The organism is Aeromicrobium sp. 50.2.37, assembly GCF_024655735.1.
Lineage (GTDB): Bacteria > Actinomycetota > Actinomycetes > Propionibacteriales > Nocardioidaceae > Aeromicrobium.
Genome location: NZ_JANLGG010000001.1, coordinates 304,558 through 319,296, shown reverse-complemented (window position 1 = coordinate 319,296; position 14,739 = coordinate 304,558). Strand labels below are relative to the sequence as shown.

Genomic DNA, 14,739 nt, shown 5'->3' with positions numbered 1-14,739 from the left:
GGACGGTCACGACGACCTCCGGAGCGCGCGACGGCGGTGCAGGACGCCGAGGACCCACCCCAGCAGGCCGAGTGAGCTCAGCGCCAGCGCGGGCCAGCGGCCGGCGGCGGTGGCCGGGGTCGTCCCGGTGGCCGTGCCGACGTCGGCGATCAGGGTGGCGGGCTCCTCGGTGGGCGCCCGCTCCACCACGCGCCCGTCTGCGTCGACGATGCCGCTGATGCCGTTCGTCGACGGCACGACGACCCAGCGGCCGGTCTCGATCGCGCGGAGCCGGGAGATCTTGAACTGCTGGGCGGGCTGCGACGTGCCGGTGAAGCTGGCGTTGCTGGTCTGGACCACGAGCATCTCGGCCCCGCCGCGCACCGCGTCCTCGACGATGCCGTCGTAGGCGATGTCCCAGCAGATCGTGTCGCCGACCACGACCGACCCGGCCTGCAGGTCGCCCGCCTGGTCCCCCGGCAGCATGTCGCGCGGGATGTCACGGTCGAAGCGCGGGACGAGCCCACCCAGCTCACGACGGAACGGCACGTACTCGCCGTACGGCACGAGCTTGCGCTTCACGTAGACGTCGCCGGGGCCGTCGCCGTTCCACACCACACCGGCGTTGTAGGCGGTGTCGTTCGTCGCGCCGTCGAGGATGGCGCCCACGAGGATGGGAGCGCCGATGCGCTGCACCAGTGACTGGATCCGGGCGCCGAGCGCCTCGTCGGCGTACGGGTCGACGTCGAGCGCGTTCTCCGGCCAGATCACCAGGTCCGGTGCCTGGGTCCTGCCGGACTCCACGGCCGCGGCCAGCCTGCTCGTCTCGGCGAGGTGGAGCTCGCCGATCTCTCCGCGAGGCCACGTGAGGAAGGCGCCCGGTGTGTTGCCCTGGATCGCCGCGATGCGTCGCTCAGGGCCGGGGTCGGCGACCCCCGTCGGCAGGAACAGGCCGCCGACGAGCACGGCGACGACCACGGCCACGGCCGCTGTCCGACGCAGGACGCCGGAGCCGGCGAGCACGACCAGCATGGCCGCGAGCAGGAACAGCAGGGCCGAGGTGCCGGGCATCCCGACGAGGCGAGCGTAGGGGGCGAGGGGGGTGTCGATGGACGTGTGGGCGAGCCGCCCCCACGGGAAGCCGGAGAACGGGAAGCCACCACGCACCTGCTCGCCCAGCACCCAGGCAGCGGCGCCCCACACGGGCCACCAGGGCAGTCGCAGTGCCGCGCGGAGCGGCAGGGCGATGAGGGCCAGCAGCACGGTCTGGGCGAGCACGAGCGCCACGTAGGCCCCGCTGCTGACCGCGTTCATCCACCAGATGAGTGGTGCCATGAAGGCGAGCCCGTAGACCGCGCCCGTGGTCATCACCGCGACCACGCGAGCCTCCCGCTGGCGGCGCAGCACCCAGACGAGCAGGGCCACGCCGACGACCATGGCGTACGGCACCGACCACGGGTCGAAGGCTGCTGCGCTGAGCAGTCCGGAGACGGCCGCCAGCACGGAGGCCAGGTACCACCTCATCGTGCTGACCGGCTCACAGGACCGTGAGCGCACGCGGTGCGTGGTTGAGGACCTCGAGGCCGTCATCGGTGCAGACCGCGATGTCCTCGATGCGGGCGCCGAAGCGCCCCTCGAGGTACACGCCGGGCTCGATGGAGAACGCCATGCCGGGCTCCAGCACGAGGTCGTTGCCCTCGACGATGTAGGGCTCCTCGTGCGTCTCGGTACCGATGCCGTGCCCGGTGCGGTGGATGAACAGGTCACCCAGGCCCGCATCGACGAGGACCTGACGGCCCACGGCGTCGACGGACTCCGCGGTGACGCCCGGTCGTGCGTGCTCGCGCTGGACGCGCTGGGCCTCCTCCAGCACGGCGTACGCCTCGAGGTACTCCGTGGGGGCGCTCCCGCCGGCGAGGTAGTTGCGGGTCGAGTCCGAGCAGTACCCGGCCGCCGTCGTGCCGCCGATGTCGACGACCACGGGGTCGCCCACCTCGATCGTGCGGTCGGAGACCTCGTGGTGGGGCGACGCACCGTTGGGTCCTGACCCGACGATCACGAAGTCGACCTGCGCGTGCCCCTCGTCGATGATCGCGCGGGCGATGTCGGCGCCGACCTCGCGCTCGGTGCGTCCGGGACGCAGCCACTCCCCCATGCGAGCGTGCACGCGGTCGATGGCGGCGCCCGCGTCGCGCAGTGCCGCGATCTCGTCGGTGTCCTTGCGCATGCGCAGCTGGGTGAGCAGGGGGCCGGCGAGGCTCACCCGGGCGAACCGGTCCTGCAGGGCCAGCACGCGCTCGGCCCACATCTGGTTGTCCACCGCCACGGTGGCGTCGGCGGGCAGGAGCGAGGCGACGAGGGCGTACGGATCGTCGGTCTCGCCCCAGGTGGCGATCTCCACGTCGACCCCGGCGGCCTCCGCGGCGGCCCGCTCGAGAGCCGGCACGACGAGGGTCGCGGGCCCTTCGGCGGGCACCACCAGGCAGGTCAGGCGCTCGAGGGGCTTGGCGTGGTACCCGGTCAGGTAGCGCAGGTCGGCGCCGGGCGTGACGAGCACGGCTCCGACGGACTGGGCACGAGCGAGCTCTTGGGCGCGGATCCATCTCGACGTCACCCGGCGAGCCTACGTCGTGGGCCAACGCACGACCGTCGACAGGTGCCCTCACGGCAGTCTTCGCCTAGGGTGAGGCGTACATCACATCGAGGATCGGGGGGTCCCATGCGCAAGATCGTCGCTGCCACAGCAGCCGTCGTCCTGTCCGCCGGGCTCGTCTCCGCGTCACCGGCACTCGCCGGCGGCTCGAAGGGCGAGGTCGACACCACCACGCTGACCAAGGCGGTGCAGGTCAACGGGGTGCTCCAGCACCTGCGCCAGTTGCAGACCATCGCCAACCGCAACGGCGGCAACCGCGCGTCCGGACTGCCCGGCTACGACGCGTCCTCGGCCTACGTCGCCAAGACGCTGCGTGCGGCGGGCTACACCGTGCGCAAGCAGACGTTCACCTTCCCGTTCTTCGCCGAGAACAGCCCGGCCACGCTGACCCAGCTCACGCCGGGTGAGAAGACGCTCGAGACGGCCGTGTTCACGTACTCCGGGTCGGGTTCGGTCACCGGCACGGTCGTGCCGACGAAGGACGTCGTCATCCCGGCCACGCCCGAGCCGAGCAGCACCTCCGGCTGCGAGGCGTCGGACTTCGCGGCGGCCCCCGCGGATCCCGCGATCGCGCTGGTCCAGCGCGGCACCTGCGACTTCGGCGTCAAGGCGGCCAACGCGAAGGCTGCCGGCTACGACGCCGTGATCATCTTCAACGAGGGCAACCCCGAGCGCACCGAGCTCGCCGTGGGCACCTTGGGTGCGCCGGTCGACGTGCCTGTCGTGGGCCTGTCCTACGACGACGCCGTCGCCCTCGTCCAGGACGCACGCTCCGGCGGCGCCACGGCTCGCGTCACGACGGACACCGTGACCGACCTCGAGCGTGAGACGCACAACCTGATCGCCGACTGGCCGAAGCGCACCAAGAACGACGACCAGGTCGTCGTGGTCGGTGCCCACCTGGACTCCGTCCCGGAGGGTGCGGGCATCAACGACAACGGCACCGGCACCGCGGCGATCCTCGAGATCGCCGAGCAGATGGCGAAGACCGGCTACACCAAGAAGGCACAGCGCCCCGTCCGCTTCGCCTTCTGGGGTGCCGAGGAGCTGGGCCTGCTGGGCTCGCAGCACTACGTCGACACGCTGTCCGACACGAACCGTTCGAAGATCTACGCGAACCTGAACTTCGACATGCTGGGCTCGCCCAACTTCGTCCGCCTGGTCTACGACGGGGACGGCTCGGCCTTCGGCGCTGCCGGTCCCGCCGGGTCGGGCCAGATCGAGAAGGTCTTCACGGACTTCTTCGACGGCTCGGGCCTCGAGACCGATCCGACCGCGTTCGACGGTCGCTCCGACTACGGACCGTTCATCCAGTACGGCATCCCGGCCGGCGGCCTGTTCAGCGGTGCCGACGACGTCAAGACGCCGGAGCAGGCCGCGATCTACGGAGGGACGGCGGGCGAGACGCTCGACCAGAACTACCACTCGGCCGCCGACGACATCACCAACATCAACACGACCGTCCTCGGCCAGCTGAGCGACGGGGCGGCGCACGCCACCGCGACGCTCGCGCTGTCGAAGAAGGGCCTCTACGGCGACGCCGCGCGGGCCAAGGTCCGCACGAGCGCCAAGAAGGCTCCGGCCGTCACGAAGGGCCCGCAGGCCCAGCGCTGACATCCAGTGCCCGTGACATCGCCCTCCCGGCCCCGCCAGGAGGGCGTTGTCGCGCGTTCGCGTCGATTCCGATCCGCAGGTCCGAGGTCGGTCTGGAAATCTCCCGCCACGCACGCACATCTCATGGATGCACGGAATGCTTCCCGTGCATTCGTGAGGGAACGATGCGCGGGCCACGGTGTGACGACCCGGCCCGGCTCGAACGGGCAGCCACCCTCACGAACGGCGGGCAGGACGCACCTTGCCGGGTAGGCGCGCCTCGGGCGGGCTCGGGCCCAGCCCAACGGCGAGGTTTCTGGATCTGCCGCGCGAACCCAGTGACGCCCTCCCCCGCGGCTAACCTGGCAGCGTGACCCCGGCCCCTCAGAGACTCCTGCTTCTCGACTCCGCCAGCCTGTACTTCCGCGCCTTCTACGGGGTGCCCGACTCGTTCAAGGCGCCCGACGGCACGGTCGTCAACGCGTTGCGCGGCCTCCTCGACTTCGTCTCGACCCTCGTCGACCAGCACCACCCCGACGCCGTCGTGGCGTGCTGGGACGACGACTGGCGTCCGCAGTGGCGGGTCGACCTGCTGCCGTCGTACAAGACGCACCGCGTGGCCGAGGCCGCCGACCCCGGCTCAGGCGAGGTGGTGGCGGAGGAGTCGCCGGAGCTCCTGAGCCCGCAGGTCCCCCTCATCGCCGAGGCGTTGGGCATCCTCGGCATCCCCGTGGTCGGCAGGCAGGGCGCCGAGGCCGACGACGTCATCGGCACGCTCGCGCAGGCGTGGGACGGCCCGGTCGACGTGGTCACCGGCGACCGCGACCTGTTCCAGCTCGTCGACGACGACGCGGAGGTGCGCGTGCTCTACACGGCGCGAGGGGTCTCGTCGGCCGACGTGGTCGACGCCGCGTGGATCCGTGCCAAGTACGGCGTGGAGCCGCAGCAGTACGCCGACTTCGCGACCATGCGCGGTGACACGTCCGACGGCATCCCCGGTGTCGCCGGCATCGGCGAGAAGACCGCCGCGACCCTGCTGGGCGAGTTCCACGACCTCGACGGCATCGTCGCGGCCGCCCAGGACCCGGACTCCTCGATCAAGCCGCGGGTCCGGCAGTCGCTGCTGGACACCCGCGAGCTGATCGACGTCATGCGTCAGGTCGTGCGGGTGCGCGACGACGTGTGCAGCACCGACGTCGTGCGGCCGCTCGCCCCGCTGTCCCCCGAGCAGCGCGACGCCCTCGAGGCGTTCGGGGCGCGGTGGGGCCTCGGCGGCGTGCCGGAGCGTCTCGTGGAGGCGCTCAGCCGCTGAGCGAGGAGTAGGCCACCACGCCGCGCCGCAGGCCGTCGAGCGTCTGCCGGGCGGTCGTGCGCAACGGTCCGGGACCGGCGGCGTCGGCGACCTGGGCGACGAGGTCGATGAGCTGCTTCATGGTGCGCACGAAGTCGCCTGCGGCCATGCCGGTGGTCCGCAGGACCTCGTCCAGGGTCGCCCCGCCGACCCACGCAGCGGCGGTCTCCGCGAACCCGAAGTCCGGGGTCGAGAGGAACCTGACCCGGTGCTGACGCTCCAGCGCCTGCAGGTCGGAGCACAGTGAGGCCATCTCGTCGGCGACGTCGAGGGTCGTGCGGTCGGGGAACCGCGGCGCGGGCGGGTCGTCCTTGCGGCTCTCGAAGGTCAGGCCCGACAGGACGGCCGCGAGCTGGCCGGCGTCCAGGCCGTCCCAGACCCCCCGACGCAGGCACTCGCTGACCAGCAGGTCGAGCTCGCTGTAGAGACGCTGGAGCCGCCGGCCGTCGTCGGTCACGACGTCGCCGTCGAGGTAGCCGAGGTCGTCGAGCACCTCGCACACCCGGTCGAACTGACGGGCGACCGTGTTGGTGCGCTGCTCGATGCGACGGCGCTGCTGCTCGGTGTCACGCTCGAGCTTGGTGTACCGCTCGGCCCAGCGGGCGTGAGCCTCACGGTCGGGGCACGCGTGGCACGGGTGCGCCTTCATGGCGGCCCGGAGCTCGGCGACGCGCGGATCGGTGCGGTCGTCCACCACCCGTTCGGTGGGTCGGTCGGCACGGTAGCCGGTGTCCTGCTGCCAGCGCAGGCCCTCGGCGCGGTTGCGCAGGGTCGAGGCGAGGTCGCGACGGGCCTGGGCGTTGCGAGCATTGAACGACTTGGGGATCCGCATGCGGGTGATCGGCTCCACCGGCACCGGGAAGTCGACCGGCCCGAGCCGGCGTGAGTGGCGGCTCGCCGTCAGCACCAGCGGGCGCGGTGCCTCGGCCGAACCCGCGACGCCGGGGTCGAGGACGACCGCGAGACCGGCGAACTTGCCGCCGGGGACGTTGATGACGTCGCCGACCTTCAACCGCGCCAGAGAGGCGACGGCGTCCTGGCGCCGGTCCACCTTGCGCTGACGCGCGCCCGAGGACTCCACGTCCTTGAGGTCGCGGCGCAGTCGCGCGTACTCGAGGAAGTCCCCGAGGTGGCACTGCGCGGCGTCGCGGTACCCGTCGAGGGCGTCGTCGGCCTTCTTGATCTGGCGCACCATCCCGACCACGGCGCGGTCGGCCTGGAACTGGGCGAACGACTGCTCGAGCAGCTCGCCGGCGGGTCGTCGGCCCATCTGGTCGACGAGGTTCACCGCCATGTTGTACGACGGACGGAACGAGGAGTTGAGCGGATAGGTGCGGGTCGACGCGAGTCCGGCGACTTGCCGGGGGTCCAGCTCGGGCTGCCACAGCACCACCCCGTGCCCCTCGACGTCGATGCCGCGGCGCCCGGCGCGGCCGGTGAGCTGGGTGTACTCCCCCGGCGTGACGTTGACGTGGGCCTCACCGTTCCACTTGGTCAGCCGTTCGATCACCACCGAGCGCGCCGGCATGTTGATGCCCAGGGCCAGGGTCTCGGTGGCGAAGACGACCTTGACGAGCCCGTCGCTGAACAGCTGCTCCACGACCTCCTTGAACGCCGGCAGCATGCCCGCGTGGTGGGCCGCGACGCCACGGCCGAGGCCGTCACGCAGCTCGTGGAAGCCGAGCACGTGCAGGTCCTCGTCGGGCAGGTGGGCACACGCCTCGTCGACGCGTGCCTCGATCTCTCGCCGCTCCTCCGGGGTCGTGAGCATCGTGCGGGCGTCGAGCACCTGCTGGACGGCAGCGGCGCAGCCGGCGCGGCTGAACACGAAGACGATGGCGGGGAGCAGGCCTTCCGCGGCCAGCTTGTCGACCGTCTCCACGCGGCTGGGGGTGCGGTGGCGACTCTGCGGACGGCGGTGCCCCTTGGCCGGCCGTCCACGACCTCCGCCCTTGCGCGCCCGGTCGAGCTGCCAGTCCTGCCGGGCCATGCTCTCGAGCTGGCGGTTCACCCGCGCCGGGTCGCCACCGGGCGCCGACTCGGCCTCGTCGTCCTCGAACAGCGGGAACAGCTTGCGACCCACGAGCACGTGCTGGTGGAGCGGGACCGGTCGCCGCTCCTCGACGATGGTGGTGGTGGACCCACGGACCTCGCTGAGCCAATCGCCGAACTCCTCGGCGTTGGAGACCGTGGCCGACAGCGAGATCACGCTGACCGACTCGGGCAGCCCGATGATGACCTCTTCCCACACCGCGCCGCGGAACCGGTCGGCGAGGTAGTGCACCTCGTCCATCACCACGAAGCCGAGCCCGTCGAGCGTGCGCGACCCGGCGTAGAGCATGTTGCGCAGCACCTCGGTGGTCATGACCACCACGGGAGCCTCCCCGTTGACGGTGCTGTCGCCGGTCAGCAGCCCCACGCGGTCGGCACCGTAGCGCTCGACGAGGTCGTGGAACTTCTGGTTCGACAGCGCCTTGATCGGGGTGGTGTAGAAGCACTTGCGCCCCGTCGCGAGGGCGAGGTGCACCGCGAACTCACCGACGAGCGTCTTGCCGGAGCCCGTCGGAGCCGCGACCAGGACCCCGCGCCCGTCCTCGACCTCGTGGCACGCCTCGACCTGGAAGGGGTCGAGGGTGAAGCCGTAGAGACCACGGAACTCGGCGAGGTGGGGGTGGCGACGCGAGGCCGTGGCCTGGGCGAACTTCTCGGCCGGGCTCGTCATGCTCCCCAGCCTACGGATCGCGGCTACGGAACGAGGACGCGCAACGCGGCGGGGCGCACACGGGTCGTCATCGGAAGCGGGCCGAGACGCTCGCCGTCGCCGTACGCGACGATGCCCGGGCACTCCAGGACGGCCTCGCGGACCAGGTGCCGCTCGAACTCCGGGAGATCCACGTGCGTCCCGCGGTACAGCCGCGGGAACACGCGGACGAGCTTCGCCTTGCTGACCGGCCGGATGATGCAGACGTCGAGCAGCCCGTCGTCGAGCACCGCTCCCTCGGCGATCCTCAGTCCCCCGCCGAACGACGGTCCGTTGCCCACGGCCACGAGCATGGCCTCGGTGTCGAGCCGGACGCCGTCGAGGGTCAGCGTGAACGGCAGCGGGGAGAACGCGCGGAGCTCGGCGAGGATCGCGAGGTTGTAGCGCATGTTGCCGCGGGGCCAGCGCATCGCGTTGGCGCGCTCGTTGACCTTGGAGTCGAACCCCGACGCCACGACGGTGACGACCGGCCCGTGGTCGGTGTCCGCGAGGTCGATCGTGCGCGTGCGGCCCGACAGGACGACGTCGAGCGCGGCGTCGGCGTCCCCCACCGGGATCCCGAGGGACCGTGCGGTGTCGTTGCCGGTGCCGGCGGGCAGCAGGCCGATGGTGACGTCGGCCGCGGTGAGCGCGGGCAACACGTCGTGCAGCAGGCCGTCACCTCCGACGACGAGCACGAGCTCGGCGCCCGCGTCGACCTCGGCCGCGACGGCAGCACGTGCCTGGGCGCCGTCGGCGCTGTGCACCCGCACCACGTCGTGTCCGGCGCGGGACAGACGCTCCCCCGCGTCCCGCGCGATCTGCTCGCCGCGCTGCTTGCCCGAGACCGGGTTCACGACGAGCGTCACGAGCATGGCCGCAGCCTAGACCGCGTGCACCTCAGACGGCAGGAGGTCGGTCCAGCGGGGACGCCTCGTCGTCGTCGACCTCGTCGATCGCGGCGCGTCCGCGGCGACGGTCCGTGATCTTCGTGATCACCTCGGCGATGAGGTACAGGATCGTCATGGGTGCGGCCAGGAAGAGCATGGTGAGCGGGTCGGTGGTGGGCGTGGCGATCGCGGCGAACACGAAGATGCCGATGATCGTCCAGGGCCGCGCCGACGCCAGCTGCTTCGCCGACACGATGCCGAGCCGGTTCAGCATGACCACGACGAGCGGGATCTCGGCGGCGACGCCGAAGACCAGCAGCATCTTGATGATGAAGTCGAAGTACTCGGCCCCGGTCACGAGGCTGCCGAACCCGTCGGGCACGAACCCGATGAGGATCTCCATCGCCTTCGGCAGCACGACGTAGGCCAGGGCGGCGCCACCGACGAACAGCGGGGCGCCCGTGCCGGCGAGGATGGCCGCCCACTTCTTCTCGTGCCGGTGCATCGCCGGCAGGATGAACGCCCACAGCTGCCACAGCCACAGCGGGCTCGAGGCCAGCAGGCCGAAGACCAGCGAGATCTTGAGCTGGAACTGGAACGCGCCGCCGACGCCGGTGATCACCAGCTCGGACTCGATCCCCTGCGTCTGCAGGATCGGGCGCATGTCGTTGTACGGCTGCGTGAGGAAGTCCAGGATCGGGCCGTAGAAGACGAAGCCCAGGATGGTGAAGACGAGGATCGCGAGCACGGCGCGCGTGAGTCGCGTCCGGAGCTCGCGGAGGTGCTCCACGAGCGGCATGGTGCCGCCCGTGGCCCCGGACGGCGTGCCGCTGATCGCGGCCAAGCCCTAGCCCTGCTCGGGCGTGGAGTCGCGGCGCACCGGCTCGGGGCGCACCGTGAGGTCGTCGGCCAGCTGGTCGGGACGCACGGTCGGGTCGGAGGCGGCGGCCGCGTCGGTGTCGTCGCGCTTGTCGTCGCCGTCGTTCAGCTCCTTGACCTCGGACTTGAAGATCCGCAGGGCACGTCCGGACCCGCGGGCGAGCTCGGGGAGCTTGCGGCCGCCGAACAGCAGCAGGACCACGCCGAGGATGAGGAGGATCTCCGTAGGGCCGATCTGCCTGAACATGGGATGTCTCTTTCGTCGGGTGCGGTCTCAACCATCGTACGCGGCGAGTGCTGAACGCGCCGTGTCCATCACCTGTCCGCGCAGTGTGCGTGGCTCGACGACGTGGACCGTGCCGCCGTTGCGCAGCACGAGTCGACGCAGCCAGGCCTCGTCGCCCCCGTACAGGCGCACGCGGCGGCGGCCGTCGACCTCGCCGAGCTCCTCGACCTGGTAGTACTCGGTGAGCCAGTGCGCAGCCGGGTCGAGGTCGAGGACGGCCGACGGGGTCTGGTCGCTCACGGCGAACAGCTCGTCGCCGAGGTCGCGGGTGGTGGTGTCGTGGCGCTCGACCGCCCGGCCGGTGTCGACGGCGCGCGTGATGCGGTCGAGCCGGAAGAACCGGACGTCCTCGGCGCGCAGGCAGTAGGCCTCGAGGTAGGTGTGGCCCTGCCGGGCGAACAGCTGCTGAGGGTCGACCTGACGGGTCGTGACGTCGTCGCGGGAGTCGGTGGCGTAGTCCAGCTCCAGACGGCGGCCGTCGGCCAGTGCGGCGGCCACGGTGTCGCGGATGGCGGGATCGACCTCGGCGACGTGCACGTCGACGGCCTCGACGGCGGTGTCGCCGGCCACGGCGGTCTCCAGCTTGGCCAGGGCGGCGTCGACGATCGGCAGCTGCGGACCGGCGGCCGACGCGCGCAGGGTGCGCAGTGCGGCGACGAGCGCGATGCCCTCGTCGGCGGTCAGGCGCAGGGGTCGGGACAGGAACTCGGCGTCGCGGATGTGGATGACGTCGTCGCCCTCGAGGGCGGCGAGGTCGACGTCGATGAGCTCGCCGGCGTACTCCCCCACCCCGGTGAACATGAGCAGGCGCAGGTCGTCACGGATCTGCTTGGGCGCGACACCGAACTCGCGGGCGACGTCGTGGACCGGCACCCCGTCGTTGCCCTGCAGGTACGGCACGAGCGCGAGCATCCGCACGACCTGCTGCGCGGAGCGGTTCGTCGGACGGCTCACGACGCCGCCCCCGCGGCCTCGAGCACGGCGCGCAGGCGGCCGATCACCTGGTCACGCAGCTCGGGCGGGTCGAGGACGACGACGTCGGGCCCGTACGAGGCGATCTCGGCGGCGAGGTCCCAGCCGGTGGAGAACGGGACGACGAGCTCGTCGCGACCGTCGTCGCCCGGCGTGACGGAGGTGGCGCTGCGCCGCAGGGCGTTCGCCCGGGCCGGCGCGACGCTGAGGCGTGCGGTGCGGTCGGACGGACGGGGGAAGAGGGCGGTGGCGGCCGCGGACACGACATCCTCGGCCGGACGCTCGAACGCGCCGGGCTCGCCGTCGTGCTCGAGGTCCCCGACGACGCGGGAGAGACGGAACATGCGCGGCGAGTCACGGTCGACGTCGTGGCCGACGAGGTACCACCGGCCGCGCCAGGACAGGATCCGCCACGGCAGGACCCGCCGCTGTGTGGCCTCGGCGCCGGGACGGCGGTACTCGAAGCGCACGGGGATCCGACGGGTGGCGGCGTCGAGGGCCGCCTCGAAGGCGGGCTCGTGGGCCGACAGCTTGGGCTCGGCCATGCGCAGCACGTCGGTGTCGACCGCGACACCTGCAGCCTTGAGCTTGACGAGGGCCGACGTGGAGCTGGTGGCGAGGCCGGCGTGCTCCCACACCTGCGCGGCCAGCCCGAGCACGGCGGCCTCCTCGCGGGTGAGGTCGAGGTCGGGCAGCTCGGCGGCGTCGCGTCGGATCCGGTAGCCGGGCTCGTCGTCGAAGTACTTGTCGTTGGTGCCGGTCTCGACGGCGATGCCGAGCTCGCGCAGCTCTTCCTTGTCGCGCTCGAACTTGCGCTCGAAGGCCACCTGGGTCGAGGCGCGGTAGTCCGCGATCGCCTGGCGGATCTGTTCCTTGGACAGGTACTGACGGGTGACGAGCAGGGTGAAGATGAGGTTCATCAACCTCTCGGTCTTGCGGTCGGCCACGCCCCCAGCATGTCAGACGGTCAGGAGGCGTCCAGCAGGTCGATCGCGAAGGTCAGCGTGTCGCCGGGCTCGATGCCGCTGCCCTCCTGCGGGCTGTCGCCGTACGCGGAGTCGGCGGGGCACACCAGGACCACGCGGCTGCCGATCGTCTGGCCGGGCAGGAGGTCCTTCCAGCAGGCGATGACCTGGTCGAGCGAGAACGTCGACGGCGTACCGCGGTCCCAGCTGCTGTCGAACACCTTGCCGTCGGGGTAGACCTGGCCGACGTAGTGCGCCGTGATGCTGGCCCCCTTGGCGACCTTCTCGCCGTCGCCCTTGATCGCGACGTAGGCAGCCGCCTTCTTGGGGTCCTTCGTCACGTCGCCACTGGTCTCGAACCCCGCCGGCTTGTCGTCCTTCAGGGTGATCGAGGGGACGGTCTTGGGCAGCTTCTCGGCCACACCCTTCGCCTCGGTGGGGACCTTGGCGACGATGTCGAACAGGAACACCATGGTGTCGTCGGCCTTGACGCCGAGCGTCTGCTCGGCCTGGTCGCGCGCCTGGCCCTCGGCGAAGCCGTCCTTCGGCGGGATGGCGACCAGCACCCGGCTGCCGACCTTCTGGCCGGTCAGGCCCTTGACGAACCCGGTCAGCACGCTCCCCTCGGTGAGCTGCGTCGTGAGCGGGCTCTCGGCCTTGAACGAGTTGTCGAACTGCTTGCCGGTGCGACCGTTGACGGCCACGTAGTTGAGCTTGACGGTGTCGCCGTCCTCGACCTCGTCGCCGCTGCCCTCGTTGACGACCCGCGTCTGCGTGGAGTCGGTGGTGAAGTCCTCCGGGACCGTGACGCTCGGGTTCTTGCTCGAGCCGACCTCGACGGCGTCGAGGCCCCCACCGGAGCCGGAGCCGCAGCCGACCAGGACGAGGGCGGAGGTCAGGACGATCGCAAGGTTTCGACGCACGGGAGCACTTTCGTCGGGGTGATGGCCTCGATCACCGTAGCCCGGGCGCCCAAGAGGATCCTGAGCGGTGACCGTGCATCGGCCGTGGGGTCGGGCGCTGCGTCACATGCCGTCGATGAGCCGCTGCACGCGGTCGTCGGCGGAGCGGAACGGGTCCTTGCAGAGCACCGTGCGCTGGGCCTGGTCGTTGAGCTTGAGGTGCACCCAGTCGACGGTGAAGTCGCGCCGGCGCTCCTGGGCGCGCTTGATGAAGTCGCCGCGCAGCCGCGCCCGGGTGGTCTGCGGTGGCACCGACTTGGCCTGGAAGACCCCCAGGTCGGTGGTCACCCGCGCGACCGCTCCGCGGTTCTGCAGCAGGTAGAAGATGCCGCGGTCGCGACGGATGTCGTGGTAGGCCAGGTCCAGCTGCGCGATCCGCGGATCTGCCCAGCTCAGGCCGTGCGCCGTGCGGTAGCGGTCGAGCAGGCGGAACTTGATGACCCAGTCGATCTCGCGCTCGACGAGGGACAGGTCCTCGGACTCCACGGCCTTGAGGGTCCGCTCCCACAGGTCCATCGTGCGGTCGATGGTGGGGGTGTGCAGTCCGTGCCGGTCGACGAACTCGGCGGCCTTGCCGAAGTACTCCGCCTGGATCTCCAGGGCGGAGAGCTCACGGCCGTTGGCGAGCTGGACCTTGCGCCGTCCGGTCATGTCGTGGGAGATCTCGCGGATCGCCCGGATCGGGTTCTCCAGCGTCATGTCGCGCATCGTGACGCCCGCCTCGATCATGCGCAGGACCAGGTCGGTGGTGGCGACCTTGAGCAACGTCGTGGTCTCGCTCATGTTGGAGTCGCCGACGATGACGTGCAGCCGGCGGAAGCGTTCGGCGTCGGCGTGCGGCTCGTCGCGGGTGTTGATGATCGGCCGCGACCGGGTGGTGGCGCTCGAGACGCCCTCCCAGATGTGCTCGGCGCGCTGGCTGACCGAGAAGATCGTGCCGCGGGGCGTCTGCTGGACCTTGCCCGCGCCGCAGATGATCTGTCGCGAGACGAGGAACGGGATGAGCACGTCGGCCAGCCGGCTGAACTCGCCGCCTCGTCCGACGAGGTAGTTCTCGTGGCAGCCGTAGGAGTTGCCGGCAGAGTCGGTGTTGTTCTTGAACAGGTAGATGTCGCCGTCCACGCCGTCGTCGGCCAGGCGCTGCTGGGCGTCGAGCATGAGGCCCTCGAGGATCCGCTCCCCCGCGCGGTCGTGCGTGACCAGGTCGATCAGGTCGTCGCACTCGGGGGTGGCGTACTCGGGGTGGCTGCCGACGTCGAGGTACAGCCGTGCGCCGTTGCGGAGGAAGACGTTGCTGCTGCGCCCCCAGGACACCACGCGGCGGAAGAGGTAGCGGGCGACCTCGTCGGGAGAGAGCCTGCGCTGGCCCTTGAACGAGCAGGTGACGCCGTACTCGTTCTCGATCCCGAAGATCCGCCGGTCCATGACGCCAGCCTAGTCGCGGGTGGGTGGCCGCGGGGGTCGACGCA

The 14,739-nt window shown here is 71.3% G+C and carries 12 protein-coding genes; 2 read left to right on the top strand and 10 right to left on the bottom strand.

Translation table 11 applies throughout. The features are described 5' to 3' along the window. Positions 1-6: 6 nt before the first annotated feature. A complete protein-coding gene (gene lnt, locus NUV38_RS01405; protein ID WP_257727416.1) occupies positions 7-1,503 on the bottom strand; it encodes an apolipoprotein N-acyltransferase in 1,497 nt (498 codons plus the stop codon). A gap of 13 nt (positions 1,504-1,516) precedes the next feature. After that, entirely contained in the window at positions 1,517-2,593 is a 1,077-nt protein-coding gene (locus NUV38_RS01400) for a Xaa-Pro peptidase family protein (RefSeq protein ID WP_257727415.1), read from the bottom strand. A 105-nt stretch (positions 2,594-2,698) separates the two neighbouring features. Here NUV38_RS01400 and NUV38_RS01395 point away from each other — a divergent pair, with 105 nt between their 5' ends. Both NUV38_RS01395 and NUV38_RS01390 read left to right on the top strand, forming a co-directional pair. Continuing rightward, on the top strand, positions 2,699-4,246 hold the full coding sequence (locus NUV38_RS01395) for a M20/M25/M40 family metallo-hydrolase (RefSeq protein ID WP_257727414.1): 1,548 nt from the start codon (positions 2,699-2,701) through the stop codon (positions 4,244-4,246). A gap of 349 nt (positions 4,247-4,595) precedes the next feature. Beyond that, on the top strand, positions 4,596-5,537 hold the full coding sequence (locus NUV38_RS01390; RefSeq protein ID WP_257727413.1) for a 5'-3' exonuclease: 942 nt from the start codon (positions 4,596-4,598) through the stop codon (positions 5,535-5,537). Here the strand turns inward: NUV38_RS01390 and NUV38_RS01385 are convergent. The 8 genes from NUV38_RS01385 to pafA all read right to left on the bottom strand — a co-directional run bounded on the left by NUV38_RS01385 (position 5,527) and on the right by pafA (position 14,695). Beyond that, positions 5,527-8,298 carry an RNA helicase gene (locus NUV38_RS01385; protein ID WP_257727412.1) on the bottom strand — a complete coding sequence of 924 codons (2,772 nt, stop codon included), beginning with the start codon at positions 8,296-8,298 and terminating at the stop codon, positions 5,527-5,529. The two genes, NUV38_RS01390 and NUV38_RS01385, sit on opposite strands and share 11 nt — an antisense overlap. 23 nt (positions 8,299-8,321) lie before the next feature. Next, positions 8,322-9,191: a YegS/Rv2252/BmrU family lipid kinase gene (locus tag NUV38_RS01380; protein WP_257727411.1), complete on the bottom strand. Its 870-nt coding sequence runs from the start codon at positions 9,189-9,191 to the stop codon at positions 8,322-8,324. Between the two features lie 25 nt (positions 9,192-9,216). Beyond that, a complete protein-coding gene (gene tatC / locus NUV38_RS01375) occupies positions 9,217-10,050 on the bottom strand; it encodes a twin-arginine translocase subunit TatC (RefSeq protein WP_257727410.1) in 834 nt (277 codons plus the stop codon). 3 nt (positions 10,051-10,053) lie between these two features. Beyond that, positions 10,054-10,332: a twin-arginine translocase TatA/TatE family subunit gene (gene tatA, locus NUV38_RS01370; protein WP_257727409.1), complete on the bottom strand. Its 279-nt coding sequence runs from the start codon at positions 10,330-10,332 to the stop codon at positions 10,054-10,056. A gap of 27 nt (positions 10,333-10,359) precedes the next feature. Further along, complete coding sequence (locus tag NUV38_RS01365) at positions 10,360-11,325, bottom strand: YafY family protein (RefSeq protein WP_257727408.1); 966 nt, start codon at positions 11,323-11,325, stop codon at positions 10,360-10,362. Further along, positions 11,322-12,290, bottom strand: coding sequence for a YafY family protein (locus NUV38_RS01360; RefSeq protein ID WP_257727407.1), 969 nt, complete (start codon positions 12,288-12,290; stop codon positions 11,322-11,324). The genes NUV38_RS01365 and NUV38_RS01360 overlap by 4 nt, the downstream gene beginning before the upstream one ends. A 20-nt stretch (positions 12,291-12,310) precedes the next feature. After that, positions 12,311-13,231 carry an FKBP-type peptidyl-prolyl cis-trans isomerase gene (locus tag NUV38_RS01355; protein ID WP_257727406.1) on the bottom strand — a complete coding sequence of 307 codons (921 nt, stop codon included), beginning with the start codon at positions 13,229-13,231 and terminating at the stop codon, positions 12,311-12,313. A gap of 102 nt (positions 13,232-13,333) precedes the next feature. Then, positions 13,334-14,695 carry a Pup--protein ligase gene (gene pafA, locus NUV38_RS01350; protein ID WP_257727405.1) on the bottom strand — a complete coding sequence of 454 codons (1,362 nt, stop codon included), beginning with the start codon at positions 14,693-14,695 and terminating at the stop codon, positions 13,334-13,336. Positions 14,696-14,739 lie beyond the last annotated feature (44 nt).

What these genes read in the sequence shown, in the direction of transcription:
- NUV38_RS01385 (WP_257727412.1), bottom strand. Translation starts at nt 8,298, where the DNA reads ATGACGAGCCCGGCCGAGAAGTTCGCCCAGGCCACGGCCTCGCGTCGC.
- tatA (WP_257727409.1), bottom strand. Translation starts at nt 10,332, where the DNA reads ATGTTCAGGCAGATCGGCCCTACGGAGATCCTCCTCATCCTCGGCGTG.
- NUV38_RS01380 (WP_257727411.1), bottom strand. Translation starts at nt 9,191, where the DNA reads ATGCTCGTGACGCTCGTCGTGAACCCGGTCTCGGGCAAGCAGCGCGGC.
- lnt (WP_257727416.1), bottom strand. Translation starts at nt 1,503, where the DNA reads ATGAGGTGGTACCTGGCCTCCGTGCTGGCGGCCGTCTCCGGACTGCTC.
- NUV38_RS01395 (WP_257727414.1), top strand. Translation starts at nt 2,699, where the DNA reads ATGCGCAAGATCGTCGCTGCCACAGCAGCCGTCGTCCTGTCCGCCGGG.
- pafA (WP_257727405.1), bottom strand. Translation starts at nt 14,695, where the DNA reads ATGGACCGGCGGATCTTCGGGATCGAGAACGAGTACGGCGTCACCTGC.